This window comes from Raoultibacter massiliensis (genome assembly GCF_900199545.1).
GTDB classification, from domain to species: Bacteria; Actinomycetota; Coriobacteriia; order Coriobacteriales; family Eggerthellaceae; genus Raoultibacter; species Raoultibacter massiliensis.
The window spans coordinates 1194170-1213707 of record NZ_LT962671.1; the positions used below are offsets into that span (position 1 = coordinate 1194170).

A 19538-nucleotide genomic window follows, 5' to 3' on the forward strand; every position below is an offset into this window, starting at 1 on the left:
GCGAATGCGCTGCGCATCGGCTCTTACCACTCGATCGTCTCGGCCGATACGGGGTGCTCGTTTACCTCCACGCCCGCAACCTTGCCCTCGCGGATGTGGATAACGCGATCGGCTATCGACGTGAACGCCTGGTTGTGCGTGATGAGAACGACCGTGCGACCCGTTTCGCGGCTCGTATCCTGCAAAAGCCCGAGGATGGCCTTGCCCGTTTGGTAGTCGAGAGCGCCCGTCGGCTCGTCGCACAAAAGAAGCTTCGGGTTTTTTGCAAGCGCCCGGGCGATGGCGACGCGTTGCTGCTCGCCTCCCGAGAGCTGCGCTGGGAAGTTGTCGAGGCGATGGCCGAGGCCCACCTGCCGAAGCACGTCGGCTGCATCAAGAGGATCTTTGCATATCTGCGAAGCGAGCTCCACGTTTTCGAGCGCCGTGAGGTTCTGCACGAGATTGTAGAACTGGAACACGAAACCGATGTCGTAACGGCGGTAATACGTGAGCTCCTTGGTGTCGAACGAGCTTACCCTCCTCCCATCGAGCACGATGGTTCCCGACGTGGCCCCGTCCATCCCGCCTAGCATGTTCAACAGCGTGGTCTTGCCGGCGCCTGAAGGCCCCACGACCACGACAAGTTCGCCCTCTTCGATATCGAAGGTCATGCCGTCGACGGCCGCAACCTCGACTTCACCCATCCTATAGGTCTTCCGCACATCGCGGAATTCAACGAAAGCCATACCGACTCCTCAGTCAATTCTCGCTTTATTATAGCCTTCCGCCCGCTGCAAGCGGCGAAAGCCCCGACACGGCGAAAAACCTCCGCATCGCAAAGCACCCGCCGTGGCGGCAAACGGCTTCGACATCCATTATCGTAAAGCCAATCGGCCGCCTCCCTCGCTGAAACCGTTTCGTTGGCAGCCCGTTGCCGCGCCTCATCCAACGTTGACCGGTTTACCCCTAGAATCGATGCCCATAAGCCAACGACATCAGGAGGACACCATGTCAGATTTCGCCAACAAGGTCAAAGATGCGGCAACCGACGCGAAGAACGCAGCGAAGGATGCGGCCCACGATGCGGGTAACGCCGTTAAAGATGCAGCTCACGATGCGAGAAACGCCGCCCAAGATGCAGCAAGCGACGCGAAGTCGAACGCGAACGAGTAGCATCGGGCGTCGAAAACGTGAACGAAGAGGAGCCCCGCAGGAGTCGAATATCCTGCGGGGCTCCTCTTCGTTTTACGATGATTTATGTAACACATTTTCGAAATCAACAGCGGGGCTTCAAATAGGGCACGAGACGTTTTCGATCTCCGCTTGCGCACTCCCACAGCGATTCTCGGTCGTATTATCGGTGCCAGGTTAACCGCCCAAGTCGGTTCGGCCCGCACTTCCGCCGCGTTTCGCGAACGCGACTCGCAGACCGCACCGCTTGCGCAGAAGAGCTCTGTACACACAAGTCAAGCGTCCCAGACGAAAGGATTTTCCATGAGCCTCGAAGAGAGAAGGAACCGCGCCCTCGCACTTTCCCAGCACAAGCATGAGCACATGCGCGCGCCCCACATCGACAAAACAGCCATCAGCCCCTACGACGATTACTGCGACGGATACGGCATGCCCGGCGCCTACGGCAACGGCTACGTATCGATCCTGAAGGTGTCGGCAGGCACCGTCGAGAAGACCGACGACGGCCTGATCGACCGCATCGTCACTTACGACAAGGCCGAAGCAGCCGATGCCTACATCGGACAGATCAACATGCTGACCGCTTCTTCGTTCTGCGGCATGGCGGGCCAGGTTTGGGGCTACGACCTCGCCCGACACGATGACATCGACTCGGGCAAGAGCAAGCCTCTGTTCACCGTCGAGCAGTTCGACGGCTCCGAGCTCAAGGTGTTCGATGCCCAGCCGCTTCTCGACGCCGGCAAAGAGCTCTTCGGCACCGAAGAGAACCGCCGCTATCACCTGATCCCCGGCGCGCACACCATCTGCGCCAACAAGGGCATCACAGCCTACCGCCCCAAGGAAGGCGAACTCAAGGACGGGCAGGCTTACGGCGTGTGGTCGTTCATCGCCATCTCGCTTTCCGCCGATCGCGATTTCTCCGCCGACCTGTTCATCGAAGATGCGGGCGTCTGGACCGAAAACGACAACGAAGAAGACATGATCGCATTTCTCGAAGACCATCGTCGCGAGATCGTCTGGTCGGTCGTCGAATGCGGCCGCGACTCCCACGTGCTGTTCGATCGCACCTATGTCGGATTCGCCTATCGCATGATGAAGCCCGGCGAGATCGGCAACGCCATCACCGTCGGCCCCTACGTCACGCTGGCTCGCAACGCGGTTCCCGCCGATGGGTTCACGTCGCTCAACGACATCAACCTGACCGGCTGGCTGAAGGAAATGGACTTCCAACCCCTTACCGACATCGCGCAAGGGTAATGAGACGGGACTGGAATCATGGCAGATAAAACCTCTTCTGGTTCCAGCGGAGCACCGACCCAAGACAACTCGAAAAAAGTAGGCCTCATCGGCCTGGTCGGCATCGTCATCAGCGCCATGATCGGCGGAGGCATCTACAACCTTCCGCAGAACATGGCGCAGGACGCTTCCGCAGGAGCCATCATCATCGCCTGGATCGTCACCGGCGTGGGAATCTGGTTCATCGCGAACACGTTTCGCATCCTTTCGGCCGCGCGTCCCGAGCTCACCAACGGCTTGTACGCCTACGCCGAGAAAGGGTTCGGTAAGCTCATCGGGTTCTTCGTGGCGTATGGGTACTGGATATGCAACTGCTTTGCACTCGTTGCTTACTCTGTGCTCATCATGGCCACCCTGAACTACTTCATCCCCGACTTTGCCGGAGGAAACAACATCCCCTCGATTATCGGCGGGTCCATCATCACGTGGATCATGTACTTCCTCGCCCTGCGCGGGGCGAAGCAGACGAGCTTCCTGAACATCATCGGCACCATCGGCAAACTGGTTCCCGTGATCATTTTCATCCTCGCCGTCGCAACCATCTTCAAGTTCTCGGTGTTCATGGAGGGCTTCTGGGGCATGAAGGACGGGGTAGCGCTCACGCTCGATTGGTCCAACGTCATGCCGCAGGTACAATCGACCATGCTCGTAACGCTGTGGCTGTTCTTGGGCATCGAAGGCGCGGTCGTGGTATCGGGCAGGGCGAAGTCGCAGGCCGCTGTTCGCAAGGCGACCATGATAGGCTTCCTTGTGACCCTCGGCCTGTACGTCATCGTCTCGCTTCTGCCCCTCGGCGTCGATACGCAGGAAGCGGTCGGCAAAATGGCCGATCCGTCGATGGCCGCCATCATGCTCCAATCGTTTGGCAGCTGGGGTGAGATCATGGTGAACGCAGGCGTCATCATCTCGGTCTTGAGCTCGTGGCTCGTCTGGATGCTCATGCTCGGCGAAATGCCGTTCGCAGCGTCGAAAAGCGGGATCTTCCCCACCGCCTTCGAGAAGGAGAACAAGAAGGGCGCTCCGTCCATATCGCTTCTGTGGACCACCATCGTCATTCAGGTAGTGCTCATCGCATCGTATTTCATCGGCAGCAACGCCTGGACGACCATGATCAGCATCACGAGCGTCATGGCGCTTCCGTGCTATCTTTTCTGCACGTTGTTCCTGTTCAAGATAGCGCTGAAAAAGGACAGTTATCCAAAGGGGATATTCGCCAGCCGCACGAGCGCCATCGTAACCGGCGTGATCGGATCGGCATATGGGCTGTGGCTCATATACGCAGCGGGACTCAACTACCTCATGGTCGCCTGCATCGTATACGCGATCGGCATCCCGCTCTACATAGTAGGCGTCAAGCAGCACAACGCGAAGGCGCAGCTGTTCAACAAGCGCGACAAGATCATCGTTGCCGTCGTCATCGCGCTCGGCATAGCAGGCGTCGTCTATTCCGTTATGAGCTTCGGCCACTTCTAGCACGAGCGGATTTTCATGCACCCGCGCAAACCCCCTCGCACAGCATCGGTTCAACGAGGGGGTTTCTCCGTGCGATGCAGCGAGTCGGATCCCTTTTGCGCCAACCTTCCGAAACACGGCGAGAAAAACGCTATACTTGTGACCGTATCTGCGTACCCGCACGACCACGAAAGAGAAACGACCATGAGCATCGACAGCTACGAGGCGAGCCGCAAGCGCTCCGACGAAATCCGCGCCGATCTACCCGAACATCCCGAAAAGTACACCATGCTGACGGGCGACCGGCCAACGGGACGTTTGCACCTCGGTCATTACTTCGGCACGATTCGCGAACGCGTGGCCCTGCAGGACCTCGGCGTAACGACGCGCATCATCATCGCCGATTACCAGGTGATCACCGATCGCGACACCACCGACAACATCGCCGACAACGTGCGCAACATGGTGATCGACTACCTCGCCTGCGGCATCGACCCGAAGAAGACCATCATCTTCACCCATTCGGCAGTACCCGCCCTCAACCAGCTCATGCTTCCGTTCCTCTCCCTCGTGACCGAATCGGAGCTCATGCGCAACCCCACCGTGAAAGCCGAGATGGACGCCTCGGGCCACGTGCTTTCGGGCCTGCTGCTCACCTACCCGGTCCACCAGGCATGCGACATCTTGTTCTGCAAGGGCAACATCGTGCCCGTCGGCAAGGACCAGCTGCCCCATATCGAGCAGACCCGCCAGATCGCGCGCCGATTCAACGAGCGCTACGGCCACGTGTTCCCCGAACCCGACGGCCTGCTGAACAATTCTCCCGCCATCCCCGGCCTCGACGGGCGCAAGATGTCGAAAAGCTACGGCAACGCCATCGCGCTTTCAGCCACCGCAGAGGAGACGGCGAAGCTCATCAAGAAATCCCAAACCGACCCCGATCGGTTCATCACATTCGACCCCGAAGCCCGTCCCGGCGTGTCGGCTCTGCTGACAACCGCGGCGCTCTGCACGGGTCGCGATGAGGCCGAAATAGCCGCCGAGATCGGCGATGGAGGCTCGGGCACGCTCAAAAAGTACGTCACCGAAAGCGTCAACGCCTACCTCGCCCCCATCCGCGAGCGCAGGACGGAGCTTGCAAGCGACATGGATTACATCGAGGACGTGCTGCACGAAGGCAACTGTCGCGCGAACGACATCGCCAACGCGACGCTCGACGAGGTGCGCGAAACGATGGGCATGGTGTATTAGGGGCTTCCCCGAATTCAAGCCGCCGCACGCTTCAAGAGGCCAACCGCAGCCTTGCTTCGTTGGATACCCATCGCCCGCAAGCAGTCCCGCGATAGACTGCTGTTTTGCGGATCTTTTGCGGGCGATGCAACGAATATGCGCGATTCTGCCACTTTTACTCGACAGTCCTGCAAAATGCAAGATCATGCATGAATGTCGCGAAATCGCCAGTGCGCTGAACAGGGCGTTTCGTATAGCCATGTGCGGCGATCTCTCAATTTGACATTTTCGTGCGCTGTTTTCGCAGGACTGTCGAGTTATTTTGGCAAAATCGCTTGATTTCCGCGCACGGGCCTTCGCGCAAGCTTGACCGAGACTCATTTTGCTATGCAGCACCCCGAAGCGCCTCGAACCGAAAGCTGCCGAACGAGCCGTCCGCATCGCATCGAACGCACCGGCTCCCCCCTAGAGCGCAATCGATCTGCATTCCCGCAACCGCAACAACGCAGTCGCCGAAAAAAACAATTCGAACCCCCGAAGGGGTTCGAACAGATTCGTTATGGCTCCCCGGGTAGGATTCGAACCTACAACCCTCCGGTTAACAGCCGGATGCTCTGCCGTTGAGCTACCGAGGAATGGCATGCGCTTCATGCGCAAGTGGAAATTATACCGTAACGCCGATGTTTGGCAATACCGAATTTCAAATCAAGCTGGAGTTTTCCGACACGTTACCGACGGGCCTCGGGCATAGAGCGAACATACGTATGGTATACTGGCAAAACCCCAGAAGAATGGACTCCCATGATAGTCAGCGCATCGCGCCGAACCGACATACCGCGTTTCTGCATGGAATGGCTCATCAACCGTCTGCAAGCCGGCTACGCCCTCGTGCGCAATCCCATGAACCGATCGAGCGTATCCCGCGTACCGCTCGACCGGGAAAGCGTCGAGTGCATTGCATTCTGGACGAAAAACCCCGAGCCGATGCTCGACTGCCTCGGAGAGCTCGAACCCTATCCGTACTACGTCCAATTCACGCTCAACGCCTACGGAACCGATGTCGAATCGGCGCTTCCCCCGAAAGCTGCGCTTGTCGAAACGTTCAGGCGGCTTTCATCCGCCATCGGCTCGCATCGCATGGTTTGGCGATACAGCCCCATCCTCGTAAGCGACCGCTACACCGTCGAGCACCATCTTCGCTATTTCGAGGTATTCGCGAAGAAACTCGAAGGATTCACCTCGCAATGCCGGATCAGTTTTCTGGATATGTATCCGAAAATCGAACAGCTCATGCATGCGAAGAACCTCCGATGCGTTCCCGTTGAGCAGGAAACCGACCTTGCACGGGCGCTTTGCGCCATCGGAGCAAGACACGGCATGGAGGTCGGCGGTTGCGGGACGATGGATCTCGATGCCGCGGGCATGGCGCGCAAAGGATGCATCGACCCGGCTTTCGTCGAGCATGCGATCGGGTTCGGCGCGGTTGACGCCGCAGCGACGGCTGGCCGGAACGGATGCTACTGTATGACCAGCGTTGACATCGGCGCTTACGATACCTGCGCGAACGGCTGCGTGTATTGCTACGCCAACGCGGGGGGCCTCGCAAACACGCCGAGCAATCTCTGCAAATACGATCCGGATTCCGAGCTGCTCTGCGATCGCCTCAACCCAGGCGATACGATTACCGAAAGAAAGGCGCTCCGTCTAATCACCCCCCAAACGCGGCTTGACATCTAGCTTGCAGCACACTTCCCATGCGCTTTGCATGCTTCATGAAAAGATAATTCAAATCAGAGTTCGCTAAAACAGGACATAGGGAGATCCCGAGATACAGAAAAAGGACCTTTGAATATCAAAGGTCCTTTCGAGTTTCATGGTGGTCGCTACAGGATTTGAACCTGTGACCCCCGCCGTGTGAAGGCGATGCTCTCCCGCTGAGCCAAGCGACCGAATGCACATTTCGAAAAGCTTTCCGTGTGCTCGAAGTATTTTAGCGGTCCTACCGCCCGAGCGCAAGGGAGAATCTGGTTTTATAGGTTTTCGGGGCTTACGGTATGCGCTCACTTGCGTTAGAATACTATCTCGCGCCAGAAGCGCACGCTAACCCCGGGCCTATAGCTCAACGGTGGAGCAGAGGACTCATAATCCTTTGGTTGCAGGTTCGAATCCTGCTGGGCCCACCATAAAACCGTTTTCGAACCCCGGCTTGTCGGGGTTCGCTGTTTTCCAGGCACTCGGACACCCGACCCCCTCGCGGCTGCCGCAACAAAAGGCAGGCGGGACGCACGACGCATATCGCTCACTTCTTCATTTCGAGCCGTTTTATCTCCAATAGGCGCTCGGCCTCGTCGCTCAGTGCATTGGCGCTGCCGTGCACGTGCTTTGCGGCCAGCAAAAGAACGCCGATGACGCCGGCGATGTACACCTCGGGATCGCATCGATCCGACTCGATGGCGATACGCACGCATTCGAGAGCCTGCACGACATCGCCCGAAATACTTGCAGCCTCCGCCAAGTCGTCAACGAAAGCCATCGGTACCAATACCCCATGTTCGTCTCCGCGATCATCCACCACGCAACCACTCCCTTCCGAAGCCGAAACTCCGGCTTCTTCTTGCGGAGAGCATCCCTTGAACGAACAAGGCTGCGTGGACGCTCCTGACTTCCCTTCCTGCGCACTTCGCAGTTTACGCCTAGTAGAAAATAGGCACAAGATGTGGTAGAGTTATACATTAGATATACACAATACGTATTATGCATATAGGAAATTCGGAGGAACGATGAAGGCACAAGACGCCCTACGGGAAGCAATCTCCTCTTCGGGCAAAAGCCAAGCGGGCATCAGCAAGAGCATCGGAAAGACGCGCAATTACGTCAACGCGCTCGTCACCCAAGCCGATGCCACAGGCGGCACGCTCGAGTGCGGAACCGTCGCGGGAATCGCGGATGCGTGCGACTATGCACTCGTGCTGATTCCCCGAGGAACCGAACCTCCCGGATCGCTCGTAATCGATCCACCGGCAAAATAGCGGCACCATCGGAACCGTACGGAAGGCGATGCTTCAGTGCGCAGCAGCACGACGGGCTTACCGTATGCACGCTCGGCTCGGCGTCGAAGCACTGCACCGAGCCGAGCCGAAAGCAAGCACTACCGCGCGAACATGAGCCTTTCGCTCTTGAACATCTTCTGCAACACGTACACGCCGATGCCGGTATACACCAGGTTGCTCGCCACGCACGCTACAACGGCTGCAGGCTGGAAATCGAAGGTGAATATTCCGATCATGCACTGCACGCTGTTGTAGAGCGGGACGAAGTAGTAGCCGAGCTCGGGCTTGGCGCCATCGCCGAACATGCCGAGCAAACCGATCACCATGACCACGATCATAAGCGGCGTCAGGTAAAGCTGCGCTTCTTTCGTCGTCTTCGCAAGCGCCGACACCACGGTGATCAGCATGACGATGAGCAGGGTGGTCGAGAAGATCACAAGCGCCAGCAGCAGATACTCGGGTGCTCCGTATACGTTTATATCGAACTCGCCCTGCATCAGGTTCGGCAAACTGGCGAAGATGCCGATAGCGCTCGAAGCTGCGATCGCAAGTCCGATGAGCGCGAGCGCCAAAATCTTACCGAGCGCTATATCGCTGCGCTTGATCGGCGTCGCAAGCATGGTCGCCATCGTTCCACGCTCCTTTTCGCCTGCAACCGCTTCGGATGCAACCGACATGCATCCGCTGAACAGCAAAATGAGCAGCAACATAGGCACAATGGATACGATGATCGTTGCCGCAAGATCCTTGTCTTCGGCCACATCGTAGATCGCCTCGCCGGCATTCACGTCGAACTTGTTCGAAAGAGACGATTCGTATGCGTCGAGCACCGCAACGAACGCAGCGTAAGCCCTGGCCGACGAGGTATCCGCCGAATTGTAATACACCTCGACCCGTGGAGCGATCTGCCCCGACGAGGTCTCGTAGGCAGCCACCGCCTCATCAAACCCCTTGGGGAACACCGCGAATGCCTGAACATCGGCGCCATCGATCTGCTCCCGCATTTCCTCAGGACTCGGCAAGCTCGCCGTTTCCACCAGATCGATACCCGAAGCCGCCGCCAGCTGCTCCACGCTCGCGGGACAATCGACCACGGCGATCGTCGGCCGTTCGGAATCGCCGCCGCCCATCATGCCCGACATCGCATTGCCCATGATCGACCACATGCCGAAGATGAGCAAACCCGGCAATACGATGGCGATCAGAGCCGACGCCTTATTGCTGAAGAAGCGTGCAAGCTCCTTTTTCGCTATGGTAAGCACACTGCTTTTCACGAGGCATCACCCACCGTCATGCGATACATGTCGAAAAACGCATCCTCGAGCGACCGATCTCCCGTGAGCTCTTCCAGGGTGCCGCTTGCAACCATGCGCCCCCCGATGATGACGCCCGCGCGGTCGCACACCTTCTCGACCAGGCTGAAGATATGGGTGGAAAGCAGAATGGTCTTGCCCTCCCCCTTAAGCTCAAGCAGAAAATCGGTGACCGTTTTCGCCGTAAGGACATCGAGGCCGTTGGTCGGCTCGTCGAAGATGATGACGCTCGGATCGTGCGCCACCGAAACCGCAAGGGAAACCTTCTGCTTCATACCCGTGGACAGATCGGCAACCTTGGTTTCGGCGAACGATTCGATGCCGAAACGCGAGAACAGACTCCGCTTGCGCGCTTCGCGCACCCCATGATCGACATGGTGCAGTTCCGAGAAGAAATCGAACAGGTAATCCGGCGAGAACACCTCTTCGAGCTTCAGTTCGCTCGTCAGAAACCCGATCGTCTCGCGCACGCCCATCGGATCGCTCACGATGCTCGATCCGTTGATCCACGCATCGCCTTCGTCGGGCTTTATGAGCGCCGCAAGCATTCTGAGCGTCGTCGTCTTGCCTGCTCCGTTCGGACCGAGCAGCCCGTAGATCTCCCCTCTCACCACCTCGAACGAAAGGTTGTCCACGGCTGTTTTTCGCCGCTCTTCAGTGTGCTCGAGTTTGCGCTGCTTTGCGGAAAGCGGGTAGGTCTTCCGCAATCCCTGCGCTCGGATAGCTGATTCCATGTGCCTCGTTTCTTCGTTTCGTTTACGGGACAGGGCTTGTCAAGCCGCTTTGAAAAGTATACCGATTCGCATGCGCCATTCGGTAACAACGTGCAAAAAAACTTTACCTGTCAAAGCAAACGCACCGAGATCTCCCGTGCCATCCAGTATCTGACGTTTTTCATACTTGCCCAAGGGCTTGTCTGGTGCTGTTACTACCTCGCCCTCGCAGCGTTCGATCCGAATCAAGTCGATTACGCGACGGGGATGTCCCAACTCATCGTTTCGGTACTCACGATCGTATCGATCGGATTCGCGTTCTTCGAGTTTCTGCGCAAAAAAATAGCCGGAAACGATGCTGTGCGAGCGGCTAGCCTTCTTCACCCAAACGTATCTCCCCCGTTTCCTTCCCGACAACGAATATAGCTTCTGTACTGCTATGATGTACTTGAAAACGAGGTGATACATCATGAAGGATTTCAACGGTTTCTTAAGGGTTCTCGCCAGCGACGAAAGCAAGGCCGAAGTCGAGCGCATCATTCTCGACAACGCCATGGAAGAAGAGCGCGAAGGCAACGACATCCACACGTACCTCTATACCGTCATCGATGCCGTAACCGACTACAAGCTGCGCAAGTACCACGAATGGGTTTCGCAGGACTGAACGGAGGATGTCATGATCTACAAAACCGGCGACAAACCCGGAAAGGGCACGTACCGCTGCACAAAGTGCGGGTTCCTCGTGCACCTTTACGATAACGACGGAAAACTGCCCGCATGCCCCGCTTGCATGCATAGCGAATACACCAAGGTCGACTGACCTCATACCCACCCGGCCGCGTCAACCCCACGCGGCATACTCCAAAAGGGCGCTTCCATACCACCCCCCCCCAAGCAGGAAGCGCCCTTTCTCATGCCACGAAACAGCGACTAGCGCGGCGACGCCCAAACGCTGGTGACTGGGCTTTCGACGGTTGGGCGCAAGGGCCTTCGAACCCCAAAGGAAAGCGCTCGGCATTGCGAAGGTCAACAGAAGCGAAGATCATGGTATGATCGGTTTATGCAGCAGATGCTTCCCGACATACCGCTTAAGAACTCCGTTGACGTATCGGGCCCCGATGCAAAAGGCGCCTGGTCATGCAAGTTCTTCGCTTTCAATACCGAAATCCTGCTTCAGACGTACCGAAACGATCTTCCCGAAAAAACCGTTCGTGAAGGATTCTCGGCTGCCGTCGAACGGTGCAGAACCTTCGAGTACCTCCTGTCCCGCCATCTGGAGAGCAGCGATGTCTCCCGCATCAACGCCGCTTCGGGAGAAAAGGTTCCCATTGCAGCAGAGACGTATCGCGTGCTTGAAGCGAGCCTACGCTACTGCGAAGCAAGCGGAGGCGTCTTCGACATCACGATGGGCGCGGTATGCAGGCTTTGGGATTTCATGGAAAAAACCGTGCCCGACCAGGCAAGTCTCATACAAGCGCTCGCCCATGTCAACTGGCGCGCGCTGAAGCTCGCCTCTACCGAGAACGGGTTCTGGGCGCAGCTGGACGACCCTGCCGCCTCCATCGATGTCGGAGGCACGGCAAAGGGCTTCATAGCCGACGATCTGCGCGCACTGCTTGCAGGCCAGGGGTTCTCGAACGCCATCATCAATTTGGGCGGAAACGTCGTGACCTTCGGCTCGAAGCCCGATGGAAAGCCCTGGACGATCGGCATACGCAATCCTGCAGATCCCTCGACGCTCATCGGCGCAGTACCGATCAGGCAGGGATCGGTGGTTACGAGCGGCCTTTACGAGCGTTGCTTCGAAAAGGACGGCATCCACTATCACCATATCCTCGACCCCGCTACGGGCTATCCCGTAGCCACCGATATCGCCAGCGCAACCATCGTCTCGGCGAACTCGATCGACGGGGACGGTTATTCCACAACCGTATTCGCCCTCGGGTCGCAAGGGGCGATCGATTTCGCCGAACGCACACCAGGCATCGAAGCGCTGCTTATCCTTGATGATGGAACCATCGTCCAATCAAGCGGGATCTCCGGGTTCATCAAGTTGTAAACGATCACGAGTCCAAGCGCTTCGCGAAACAGATGATCCTATTGGCTTCAGCGAAGCCGCAAGCCAGGTGGAATGCGAGGCTCTCCCCGTTGTCGAGTTCGCAATCGCTCGCGAACTCCGAACACCCCTTCGATACCGCCCACGCTTCGCACGCCCCGACGAGCATGCGCGCATGACCCCTCCCGCGAAACCGCTCGTCCACGAATATCCCTTCGAGATACCCGACGGGGCTGCTTTCGGTACCCTCGACGTAATCACGGCGCAAGCGGCACCAAGCGAAACCGACAGCCTCTTCCCCCGAACCGGGGTCGTTCGGATCGGCATCGCGCAGCGACAGGAAACAAGCCGCATCCGCATCGCGAAGATCGCACAGCAATTCTTCTTCGAGCACGCCCGCATCGTGCCCGGGCCACAAGAGCTCGGATAATCGAACCAAATCGCCGATATCCCCAACAGTCGCCTCACGTATCAACGCACTCCTCCTTTCGCTGTCGCAGAGACAGCGACGCCCTCCGATCTTTGCACCGCCTGGTCGCAGCTTCGGCGCTTCGGCGCAAACCTTCGGGGCGGCCCCGCCCAAACGAACGGCCGCCTCATTCGCTTGCCCAATTGTAGTCTATCGACGGCTTGCGCCCCGCCATATTCAAGCTCGAAGCGAAAATCTTGGAGTGCCGTCATTTTGATCTCGCACAACCTTTGGCCGGGCTGCGAACACAGTGCCCGCCCTGCCTCCGTCGAGCACTGTGTAAAGGCGGTCGAGGCGTCTTCCGTTCAAGATCACGGCATCGATGCCGTTGCGCGTAGCTAAATCGGCTGCCTGGAGTTTTGTCTTCATGCCGCCAGTCCCCCGCAAAGATCCCGCTCCCCCGGCGCAGCGCTCCACGTCGGCTACGTCTTCAACGACGTCGATAAGCTTCGCTTTCGGATTCGAGCGCGGATCCCTCTCGTACAGGCCGTCGATATCCGACAAGATGACAAGCTTATGCGCGCGGCAGAGAACCGCCACGATCGCCGACAGCACATCGTTATCTCCGAATAAGCGCTCATCCGATTCGATCTCGCCGAAGCTCACCGAATCGTTCTCGTTCACGACTGGGATGATTCCCATATCCAGCAGCGTATCGAACGTATTTACGAGGTTCGCCCGCTTCTCCTCCCGCTCGACATCGTCGGCGTTCAGAAGGATCTGCGCTGTGGTTTTACCGTATTCCCCGAAAAACTTGTCGTAGAGAAACAATATGCGACACTGCCCAACCGCGGCAGCTGCCTGTTTCGCCCGCAAACTCTTCGGTCTCGGTTCCATGCCAAGCCTGTCCGACCCAATGGCTATCGCGCCCGATGACACAAGTATCACCTGATAGCCCCTGCCGTGAATATCGGATAGAACACGTGCGAGCCTCTCGAAAGATCGCAAGTCGACGCCACCCGCTTCGTTGGTAAGCGTGGACGTGCCCACCTTGACGACGATCCTCTCTCTATAAAGATGCGACATACCCGGCCCCGTCCGCAAAAGCCGCAACCGTAAGATCGCGACCGGTTTCTGACAAAAGCCGATTCAGGGGATGACCGGTTCTCGTTTTAAGAAACCTCGCAGCAGGCCCATCGCCACTCTGCAGCAAACCCATCGCCGCAACAATGCCATACACGCGCATAGCTCCTCCCTGTCTTTGTTCCCCATCGTTCTTGACACTGGATCGAGTATTCCATAAAGTGGCATATAACAAAAACGGAACTTTATCATTGATCATATGAGTTTTTCTCATACATCCTCATGAAAGGCTTGATGTCGAGCATTACGAAATATCATGCATTGCTCAAAGCGGTAGAATGCGGCAGCTTCACTAAAGCAGCCGCAGCACTCGATTACTCCCAATCGGGAATCAGCCGCATGATAGCCGACCTCGAAAGCGAGTGGAACATCTCACTGCTCGAACGAAGCAGTGCACGCTTGAGCTTGACGGCCGAAGGGCTTTCCGTCCTCCCGCTCGTGCAGGAAATCTGCAATGCGGAAACGCGGCTGCAAGACAGGATCGCCGAACTCAACGGACTGGAAAAAGGATTCATCCGAATCGGCACCTTCTCAAGCGTGGCAACGCATTGGCTTCCCAACATCATTGCCCGATTCCAGAACGATTACCCCGGCATCGAATACGAATTGCTCCTCGGGGATTACGAGGAAATAGAGCGCTGGATTCTCGACGGGCGCGTTGACTGCGGTTTTTTACGGCTGCCAGTGCAATCCGATCTCGAAACCGAATTCCTCGAGCAAGACAGGCTGCTTGCCGTCCTACCCGAAAACCATCCCCTTGCCGAATATGCGAAACTGCCGATCAAGGCGCTACGCGATTACCCGTTCATGATGCTTGAACGCGAAAACTCGTCCGATGTCGCCGAGCTCATGGAAAGACGGGGCGTCGAACCCGACACGCAGTTCATCACCTGGGATGACTACGCCATACTCGCCATGGTGGAGAAGGGCCTCGGCATCAGCATCCTTCCCGAGCTCATATTGAAAAGAATTCCTTATCGCTTAACGCTCAGAGAACTCGACGTACCGGCGTACCGCAGCATATGCTTCGCCGTTCGCACGATGAAAAACGCTTCGCCAGCTGTTCGAAAGTTTAAGGATTACCTGGTTTTTCGCTCCGACTCCTCCGCAGGCTGATACGGGTCGAAACGACCCGACGGTCTCGCCTTCTCGCACGCAACGGCGCGCCCGCAGGCTCTGCAAGCGGAGCTTTTTGGGGCGTAGCGCATGCGACGTTGCCCGTCGCCATCGACGGGCAACCCGTCTTGATTGGCCGCTTCGATGCAGGTTACAACCTCGTATCATACAGCGCACCTTCACCGGCACGTACATCGCCTGCTATACAATAGTGCCGCCGAAACGCTATTGCAGCACACCTCGAGGAAGGCGATCTTATGGAGCTCCCCACGAATCTCTACCCTTCGATTTCGCAGCGCAAATCATGCCGAAAATACGACATGCGACCCTTGGGGCAAGAGGTTCTAAGCGAAATATCGAACGCGATCGAAGGATTCGAATCGCTCTACCCCGGCGTATCGCTCGAACACCGGTTCACCAGCAAGGTCAAGGGACGCTTTCATGTCGATGCCCCGCATTACCTGATCGTAAGCGGGCAGGGCGCGCCGGGCGAAATGGAAGCAGCCGGTTTTCTCTTCGAGCAGCTTGTTTTATGGCTCGATGCCTTGGACATCGGCAGCGTGTGGCTCGGCTCGTCGAAAGACGCCGAAGCCGCCGGCACCGATCAGGATCTCGTCGTCATCGCCTTCGGCAATTCGCCTGAATCGATCCATCGGAGCATCGATCAGTTCAAACGCAAGGAGATCGAGGAGATAACGAACGTTACCGACGACCCCTGCATCCAAGCGGCTCGCCTCGCCCCCTCGGGAATGAACACGCAGCCCTGGTATTTCGAGAAACAGGACGAGAAGGTTCTCGTATACGAGAAGAAACTCAAAGCACCCCTGTCGCTTGCGTATAAGCTCTCAGACATCGACATGGGAATCGGCCTGAGCCACTATTTCCTCGCCTGCAAGGAATTCGGAAAGCCGTTCCGTTTCGCCCGCGACGCTTCGCTTCCGAGCAAAGCGGGGTATCTGCCGTTCGGGGTTATCGGGTAGAAGGCCCGCGACTGAATAGCCGAAGATAGAACGGCGACGCCAAGCCGCAATTGATATTCCGCTATAATGGAGCCCTTAGTATGCGAGCAAGGGTCGGCATTCATGTTCTGGGATACAATCAAACACTTCTACGCCCGTCTCGGCGCCATCCCGAAAGTATCTTTCGCATTTTTGGGATGCGGGCTTGCACGTGCTTGGCTCTGGTGGATCCTGTCGCTCGTCAGCTACTCGGAAGCATTCCCTTCCTACACGGGAAGCCAAGGGCATCTCTTGTTTGATCTCGGTGAAGTAATAGGCTTTTTCCTTTTATCCTTCCTTGCGTATCGGTTTAGCCCCTTCTTCAAACGCTCGCCAGCCGCCGTTCTCGCGCTTGCCCTTACCCTGTTCGGGGGGTTCGGCACCGTCTTCGCAGTGGGAAGCCCAGTCGTCGGCGTTTATGCAGCGTTTCTCATCATTGGAGGAGGCGTCGGCTATGCGCTTCTGTTTCTCCTTTGGCTCGAACTATATGGCTGCCTTACCGCCCGAAACATGCTCATCGCGTGGACAGGTTCGTATTTCATCGCTCTTGCGATATGGGGCCTGCATCAAGTAACCGAAGCAGGAGCGATCGAAGCGATCATGTGCCTGCTTCCATTAATGAGCATGTTCATGCTGTTCAAGGGATTCTATTCCCTCCCCGCGGCAAGCCTTCCGGCAAAGATGAGCCACAAGCCCTCGATCCCCTGGAAACTCATCATCGTGCTTTCGGCGTTCGCCCTGGCCTTTGGCATTGGCGATGCAGCCACCGGGCAAAACATGTTCACCTGGATAAGCAAGGTCGGTATGGGCATCCCGGAGTTGCTTGTGCTGCTTTGCGTTTTGTTCTTCTCGAAGCGATTCAGTTTCAGATATCTCGTTACCGTAGCCTCGCTTTTCATCGTCGCGGGACTCATCGGGGCCTTTTTCGTCGAAGGACAGGCCGTGCCCTCGTTCGTGCTCATGAACGCAAGCAGCGAGATATACCTTATCATGGTGTATGCCATCGCCTGCATAATGGGGCATCAACTTGGATCATCGGCCGTGTATCTGGCAGGACTCTTCGCCGGGCTCTACAAAGTTTTCCTGCAAATCGGCAAGACGCTGGGGCTCGTTGTCGTCGAGCAAGTGCACAACACGGCAATTTCCGTTCCTGTACTTGCGCTCATCATGGTTCTGGTAACCATCGCGGCCACGATCATCCTCGTTCAAGACAGAAGCATCGTCGATAAGTTCAGCTGGAAGGAACAAAGCGTTGATCCGAAAAACGCCTCATGCGCGAAGATTACCGAAGAGCATCGCCTTACGCCGAAAGAGGCTTCCGTTCTCCTGCTTCTAGCAAAGGGGCAAGACACGGCGCAAATAGCCGAAGAGCTCTTCCTTGCGCAAAGCACCGTGCGGGTTCACACCAGCAGCATTTACAAGAAACTCGATATCCATTCCAGGAAGGAACTCGACAAACTGTTGAACGGCTAGCGCTTTACCGTCAACAAGAATCCTTCTCCTCGCCCGATCATTGCGCAGCAGCCCGAGAGCGGCATCTTCTAACGCAGCGAGGTCGAACGCTTGAACGCGCTCGACCTCGCTGCAACAGCTCTCGTTATCCCAATCGCTACAGAGCCCGATCCGATGCAATCGTTTCGGCGGCGATGATCCCGAATGCCGATGCAATAGCCAATCCGTTCCCAACCTCGTTCCCGAAACAGCCGTGTCCCGATACCGCACCAGCGGCGTAGAGTCCGGAAATGACGCCTCCGCTCGAATCGACCACACGCGCAGAGGGGTCGGTGCGAATGCCGCCATAGGTGCTCTGCATCGCAGGCTTCACCAGCGCCGCATAGTAAGGAGGATTGTCGAACACGCTGGCGACCTTAGCGCCGAACTCCTCTTCGACATTCCCAACGCCCGTCGACTGCCATCTTTCCATAGTCTCGACGAAATTATGCTTCGCCGCATCATCGAACCCCATCGCTTCGGCCAGCTTTTCCCACGAATCCCCTGTTTCAAAGTAGCCCAGATCGTTGTAATCGCTTATGAGCTTCTTCTCGTCGATAGTCGTCTGATCGAATATCGCCCACGCTTCCTGATTGGGCAGACCCAACTCCGCATCCGACTTCTCATGAACGGTCGAGCCCGTTTCGCTGATAAAGCGCTTGCCCGTATCGTCAACGAGCACAGCAACGCTCTGTATGGCGGCAAGGGAGATAACCGCCCCGGTATCGGTTATGTGGCATATGTTGTTGGCTTTGATGGCGGTCATATTGCATATATCGGCACCGATCGCCTCGGCGGCAAGAATTCCCTCACCCATGGCCGACGCCGAACCCGAATGCGGAAGCCCGCAGTATTCGGCAGCATCAGCGTACTCTGCGAGCATGTCTTCGTTGTTTCCGAATCCGCCGCAAGCAAGCAAGACGGCCCCGGCCGATATCGTATACTCGCCCGCATCGTTTGCCACCACAACTCCCGTTACCGTATCGCCTTCTTTGACGATCGAAACAAGCGCGGTGTTCAAACGGTAATCAACGCCCTTCGCATCCATCTGCTCAGATAAGCGTTTGATGATATGGGTTCCGGGAGAAGAGCCGTCGATGATCGTATTCGAGAAGTTCGCATACCTGCCAAACGGAACGCCGATGGCAATGTACGCATCGACGGCATCACCGCTTCTCAGTGAATATGCGGTCAGGCAATCGATGTCGACGGGAAGGCCGCTTTTCTCCGCCGTTTTCTTCTTGGCATCAAGATAATCTTGCTCAGACGAATCGGCTATTCCCTTCTTGTACACAGTGTAGCCACCCCCACCGGCAAGCCCACTTGATGCAAACATAGTGTCTCCCCCGCCCAAAAATCCTTGCTTTTCGACGAGTATCACATTTGCTCCGGCATCGATGAGCTTGGCGGCGGCGTTCATCCCCGCAGAACCGGCACCTACAATCACGACATCCGCAGAACAGTCTTCGCATGAAGGGGCGGGATAATCAGGCCCCGCCTTGAATGCAGCGATGTCGCCCGCCTGCTTCAGAGCCAGTTCCGCAGCGCTTATCACAGCCATGCTCGTAAGCGTCGCGCCCGCTACGGTATCCACGGCGACCGTCTGGTACTCCACTATGTCCCGAAGTACTCTTTCTGCGGCGTTATCGGAAATGACCGCAGTTTCCGAGCTGTCGATCATCGCCGCTTTCACAATGCAGCCGTTGTTTACGGTTAACTCGACGGTAACGTTTCCGGCACGCCCCATTGCGGTGCCTGCATACGTGCCAGAAGCAAGCGCCTGCTCTTGCTTCTCCGCATTGGGCGAACACCCTGCCAAGGCAAAACCGGCTCCACCCAAGGCAACCGCTGCAGTACCCCTCAAAAACCCTCTCCGCGAAATACTATTTCTCTCTTCCATGCAGATCCCCTTCCGTTCGGATAACGCTGCTTTCCGCTTGATGCGAAAAGGAGTCTAGAGCCAACATCGAAGCTTGGGTATTATCAATGACGCTCATTTTTCGGTAAATGCCTAAGCGCAAGCGCTTAGGTGCCGTTCATCAGCGAAAAGAGAGCGAGCGGCGATGCGCCTGACGCCGCCAAGCACCCCTTCCACTCATAG

Annotated in this window: 20 protein-coding genes and 3 tRNA genes; 13 read left to right on the forward strand and 10 right to left on the reverse strand. The window is 57.1% G+C overall.

The genetic code is table 11. The features are described 5' to 3' along the window. Window positions 1-23: 23 nt before the first annotated feature. On the reverse strand, window positions 24-725 hold the full coding sequence (locus C1719_RS09330; RefSeq protein ID WP_102374854.1) for an ABC transporter ATP-binding protein: 702 nt from the start codon (window positions 723-725) through the stop codon (window positions 24-26). A 262-nt stretch (window positions 726-987) separates the two neighbouring features. Between C1719_RS09330 and C1719_RS15735 the strand changes: the two genes are divergently transcribed. From C1719_RS15735 to trpS, 4 genes are all read left to right on the forward strand, one after another. After that, window positions 988-1152: a hypothetical protein gene (locus C1719_RS15735; protein ID WP_180963546.1), complete on the forward strand. Its 165-nt coding sequence runs from the start codon at window positions 988-990 to the stop codon at window positions 1150-1152. A 321-nt stretch (window positions 1153-1473) separates the two neighbouring features. Then, window positions 1474-2427, forward strand: coding sequence for a histidine decarboxylase, pyruvoyl type (gene hdcA / locus C1719_RS09335; protein ID WP_102374855.1), 954 nt, complete (start codon window positions 1474-1476; stop codon window positions 2425-2427). Window positions 2428-2445: 18 nt separating this feature from the next. Then, window positions 2446-3939: a basic amino acid/polyamine antiporter gene (locus C1719_RS09340; protein WP_102374856.1), complete on the forward strand. Its 1494-nt coding sequence runs from the start codon at window positions 2446-2448 to the stop codon at window positions 3937-3939. Between the two features lie 183 nt (window positions 3940-4122). After that, window positions 4123-5169 carry a tryptophan--tRNA ligase gene (trpS, locus tag C1719_RS09345; protein WP_102376014.1) on the forward strand — a complete coding sequence of 349 codons (1047 nt, stop codon included), beginning with the start codon at window positions 4123-4125 and terminating at the stop codon, window positions 5167-5169. A gap of 539 nt (window positions 5170-5708) precedes the next feature. On the opposite strand, the gene C1719_RS09350 is transcribed toward trpS, so the two are convergent. Next, window positions 5709-5783, reverse strand: a tRNA-Asn gene (locus C1719_RS09350). 166 nt (window positions 5784-5949) lie between these two features. Here C1719_RS09350 and C1719_RS09355 point away from each other — a divergent pair. After that, window positions 5950-6885: a DUF1848 domain-containing protein gene (locus C1719_RS09355; RefSeq protein WP_102374857.1), complete on the forward strand. Its 936-nt coding sequence runs from the start codon at window positions 5950-5952 to the stop codon at window positions 6883-6885. 137 nt (window positions 6886-7022) lie between these two features. On the opposite strand, the gene C1719_RS09360 is transcribed toward C1719_RS09355, so the two are convergent. Further along, window positions 7023-7097: transfer RNA gene (locus C1719_RS09360), tRNA-Val, on the reverse strand. 159 nt (window positions 7098-7256) lie between these two features. Here C1719_RS09360 and C1719_RS09365 point away from each other — a divergent pair. After that, window positions 7257-7331: transfer RNA gene (locus tag C1719_RS09365), tRNA-Ile, on the forward strand. Between the two features lie 116 nt (window positions 7332-7447). On the opposite strand, the gene C1719_RS09370 is transcribed toward C1719_RS09365, so the two are convergent. Beyond that, on the reverse strand, window positions 7448-7681 hold the full coding sequence (locus C1719_RS09370) for a hypothetical protein (protein WP_146007878.1): 234 nt from the start codon (window positions 7679-7681) through the stop codon (window positions 7448-7450). Window positions 7682-7928: 247 nt separating this feature from the next. On the opposite strand from C1719_RS09370, the gene C1719_RS09375 reads away from it, so the two are divergent. Further along, window positions 7929-8177: a hypothetical protein gene (locus C1719_RS09375; protein ID WP_102374859.1), complete on the forward strand. Its 249-nt coding sequence runs from the start codon at window positions 7929-7931 to the stop codon at window positions 8175-8177. Window positions 8178-8296: 119 nt separating this feature from the next. On the opposite strand, the gene C1719_RS09380 is transcribed toward C1719_RS09375, so the two are convergent. The 3 genes from C1719_RS09380 to C1719_RS15740 are packed head-to-tail and all read right to left on the reverse strand — an operon-like array spanning window position 8297 to window position 10608. Continuing rightward, window positions 8297-9472 (reverse strand): ABC transporter permease, encoded by a 1176-nt coding sequence (locus C1719_RS09380; RefSeq protein ID WP_102374860.1) that lies wholly within the window; start codon window positions 9470-9472, stop codon window positions 8297-8299. Beyond that, window positions 9469-10245: an ABC transporter ATP-binding protein gene (locus C1719_RS09385; protein ID WP_102374861.1), complete on the reverse strand. Its 777-nt coding sequence runs from the start codon at window positions 10243-10245 to the stop codon at window positions 9469-9471. The genes C1719_RS09380 and C1719_RS09385 overlap by 4 nt, the downstream gene beginning before the upstream one ends. A 39-nt stretch (window positions 10246-10284) precedes the next feature. Further along, window positions 10285-10608: a hypothetical protein gene (locus C1719_RS15740; RefSeq protein WP_180963547.1), complete on the reverse strand. Its 324-nt coding sequence runs from the start codon at window positions 10606-10608 to the stop codon at window positions 10285-10287. Window positions 10609-10693: 85 nt separating this feature from the next. On the opposite strand from C1719_RS15740, the gene C1719_RS09395 reads away from it, so the two are divergent. The 3 genes from C1719_RS09395 (at window position 10694) to C1719_RS09405 (ending at window position 12283) form a co-directional block, all read left to right on the forward strand. Continuing rightward, the gene (locus tag C1719_RS09395; protein ID WP_102374863.1) at window positions 10694-10888 is read left to right on the forward strand and encodes a hypothetical protein; all 195 of its coding nucleotides are present in this window, start codon (window positions 10694-10696) and stop codon (window positions 10886-10888) included. Between the two features lie 12 nt (window positions 10889-10900). Then, on the forward strand, window positions 10901-11044 hold the full coding sequence (locus C1719_RS09400; RefSeq protein WP_102374864.1) for a zinc ribbon-containing protein: 144 nt from the start codon (window positions 10901-10903) through the stop codon (window positions 11042-11044). Window positions 11045-11284: 240 nt separating this feature from the next. Then, window positions 11285-12283, forward strand: a complete 999-nt coding sequence (locus C1719_RS09405; RefSeq protein WP_102374865.1) for an FAD:protein FMN transferase — start codon at window positions 11285-11287, stop codon at window positions 12281-12283. Between the two features lie 4 nt (window positions 12284-12287). Here the strand turns inward: C1719_RS09405 and aac(6') are convergent, their stop codons facing one another. Both aac(6') and proB read right to left on the reverse strand, forming a co-directional pair. Further along, a complete protein-coding gene (aac(6'), locus tag C1719_RS09410; protein WP_219717844.1) occupies window positions 12288-12755 on the reverse strand; it encodes an aminoglycoside 6'-N-acetyltransferase in 468 nt (155 codons plus the stop codon). A gap of 171 nt (window positions 12756-12926) precedes the next feature. Then, entirely contained in the window at window positions 12927-13775 is an 849-nt protein-coding gene (proB, locus tag C1719_RS09415) for a glutamate 5-kinase (RefSeq protein WP_102374866.1), read from the reverse strand. Between the two features lie 291 nt (window positions 13776-14066). On the opposite strand from proB, the gene C1719_RS09420 reads away from it, so the two are divergent. The 3 genes from C1719_RS09420 to C1719_RS09430 all read left to right on the forward strand — a co-directional run bounded on the left by C1719_RS09420 (window position 14067) and on the right by C1719_RS09430 (window position 17419). Next, window positions 14067-14948, forward strand: a complete 882-nt coding sequence (locus C1719_RS09420) for a LysR family transcriptional regulator (protein ID WP_245874467.1) — start codon at window positions 14067-14069, stop codon at window positions 14946-14948. A 257-nt stretch (window positions 14949-15205) separates the two neighbouring features. Then, window positions 15206-15928 (forward strand): nitroreductase family protein, encoded by a 723-nt coding sequence (locus tag C1719_RS09425; RefSeq protein WP_102374868.1) that lies wholly within the window; start codon window positions 15206-15208, stop codon window positions 15926-15928. Between the two features lie 102 nt (window positions 15929-16030). Then, window positions 16031-17419, forward strand: a complete 1389-nt coding sequence (locus C1719_RS09430) for a helix-turn-helix transcriptional regulator (RefSeq protein WP_180963548.1) — start codon at window positions 16031-16033, stop codon at window positions 17417-17419. A 136-nt stretch (window positions 17420-17555) separates the two neighbouring features. Here C1719_RS09430 and C1719_RS09435 read toward each other — a convergent pair whose 3' ends face one another. After that, window positions 17556-19337: an FAD-dependent oxidoreductase gene (locus C1719_RS09435; protein ID WP_102374870.1), complete on the reverse strand. Its 1782-nt coding sequence runs from the start codon at window positions 19335-19337 to the stop codon at window positions 17556-17558. Window positions 19338-19538: the final 201 nt, after the last annotated feature.

What these genes read in the sequence shown, in the direction of transcription:
- C1719_RS09395 (WP_102374863.1), top strand. Translation starts at nt 10,694, where the DNA reads ATGAAGGATTTCAACGGTTTCTTAAGGGTTCTCGCCAGCGACGAAAGC.
- C1719_RS09435 (WP_102374870.1), bottom strand. Translation starts at nt 19,337, where the DNA reads ATGGAAGAGAGAAATAGTATTTCGCGGAGAGGGTTTTTGAGGGGTACT.
- trpS (WP_102376014.1), top strand. Translation starts at nt 4,123, where the DNA reads ATGAGCATCGACAGCTACGAGGCGAGCCGCAAGCGCTCCGACGAAATC.
- C1719_RS09330 (WP_102374854.1), bottom strand. Translation starts at nt 725, where the DNA reads ATGGCTTTCGTTGAATTCCGCGATGTGCGGAAGACCTATAGGATGGGT.
- C1719_RS09420 (WP_245874467.1), top strand. Translation starts at nt 14,067, where the DNA reads ATGTCGAGCATTACGAAATATCATGCATTGCTCAAAGCGGTAGAATGC.
- C1719_RS09430 (WP_180963548.1), top strand. Translation starts at nt 16,031, where the DNA reads ATGTTCTGGGATACAATCAAACACTTCTACGCCCGTCTCGGCGCCATC.
- C1719_RS15735 (WP_180963546.1), top strand. Translation starts at nt 988, where the DNA reads ATGTCAGATTTCGCCAACAAGGTCAAAGATGCGGCAACCGACGCGAAG.
- C1719_RS09400 (WP_102374864.1), top strand. Translation starts at nt 10,901, where the DNA reads ATGATCTACAAAACCGGCGACAAACCCGGAAAGGGCACGTACCGCTGC.
- hdcA (WP_102374855.1), top strand. Translation starts at nt 1,474, where the DNA reads ATGAGCCTCGAAGAGAGAAGGAACCGCGCCCTCGCACTTTCCCAGCAC.
- C1719_RS09370 (WP_146007878.1), bottom strand. Translation starts at nt 7,681, where the DNA reads ATGGCTTTCGTTGACGACTTGGCGGAGGCTGCAAGTATTTCGGGCGAT.
- C1719_RS09340 (WP_102374856.1), top strand. Translation starts at nt 2,446, where the DNA reads ATGGCAGATAAAACCTCTTCTGGTTCCAGCGGAGCACCGACCCAAGAC.
- C1719_RS09355 (WP_102374857.1), top strand. Translation starts at nt 5,950, where the DNA reads ATGATAGTCAGCGCATCGCGCCGAACCGACATACCGCGTTTCTGCATG.
- proB (WP_102374866.1), bottom strand. Translation starts at nt 13,775, where the DNA reads ATGTCGCATCTTTATAGAGAGAGGATCGTCGTCAAGGTGGGCACGTCC.
- C1719_RS09385 (WP_102374861.1), bottom strand. Translation starts at nt 10,245, where the DNA reads ATGGAATCAGCTATCCGAGCGCAGGGATTGCGGAAGACCTACCCGCTT.
- C1719_RS09375 (WP_102374859.1), top strand. Translation starts at nt 7,929, where the DNA reads ATGAAGGCACAAGACGCCCTACGGGAAGCAATCTCCTCTTCGGGCAAA.
- C1719_RS09425 (WP_102374868.1), top strand. Translation starts at nt 15,206, where the DNA reads ATGGAGCTCCCCACGAATCTCTACCCTTCGATTTCGCAGCGCAAATCA.
- C1719_RS09405 (WP_102374865.1), top strand. Translation starts at nt 11,285, where the DNA reads ATGCAGCAGATGCTTCCCGACATACCGCTTAAGAACTCCGTTGACGTA.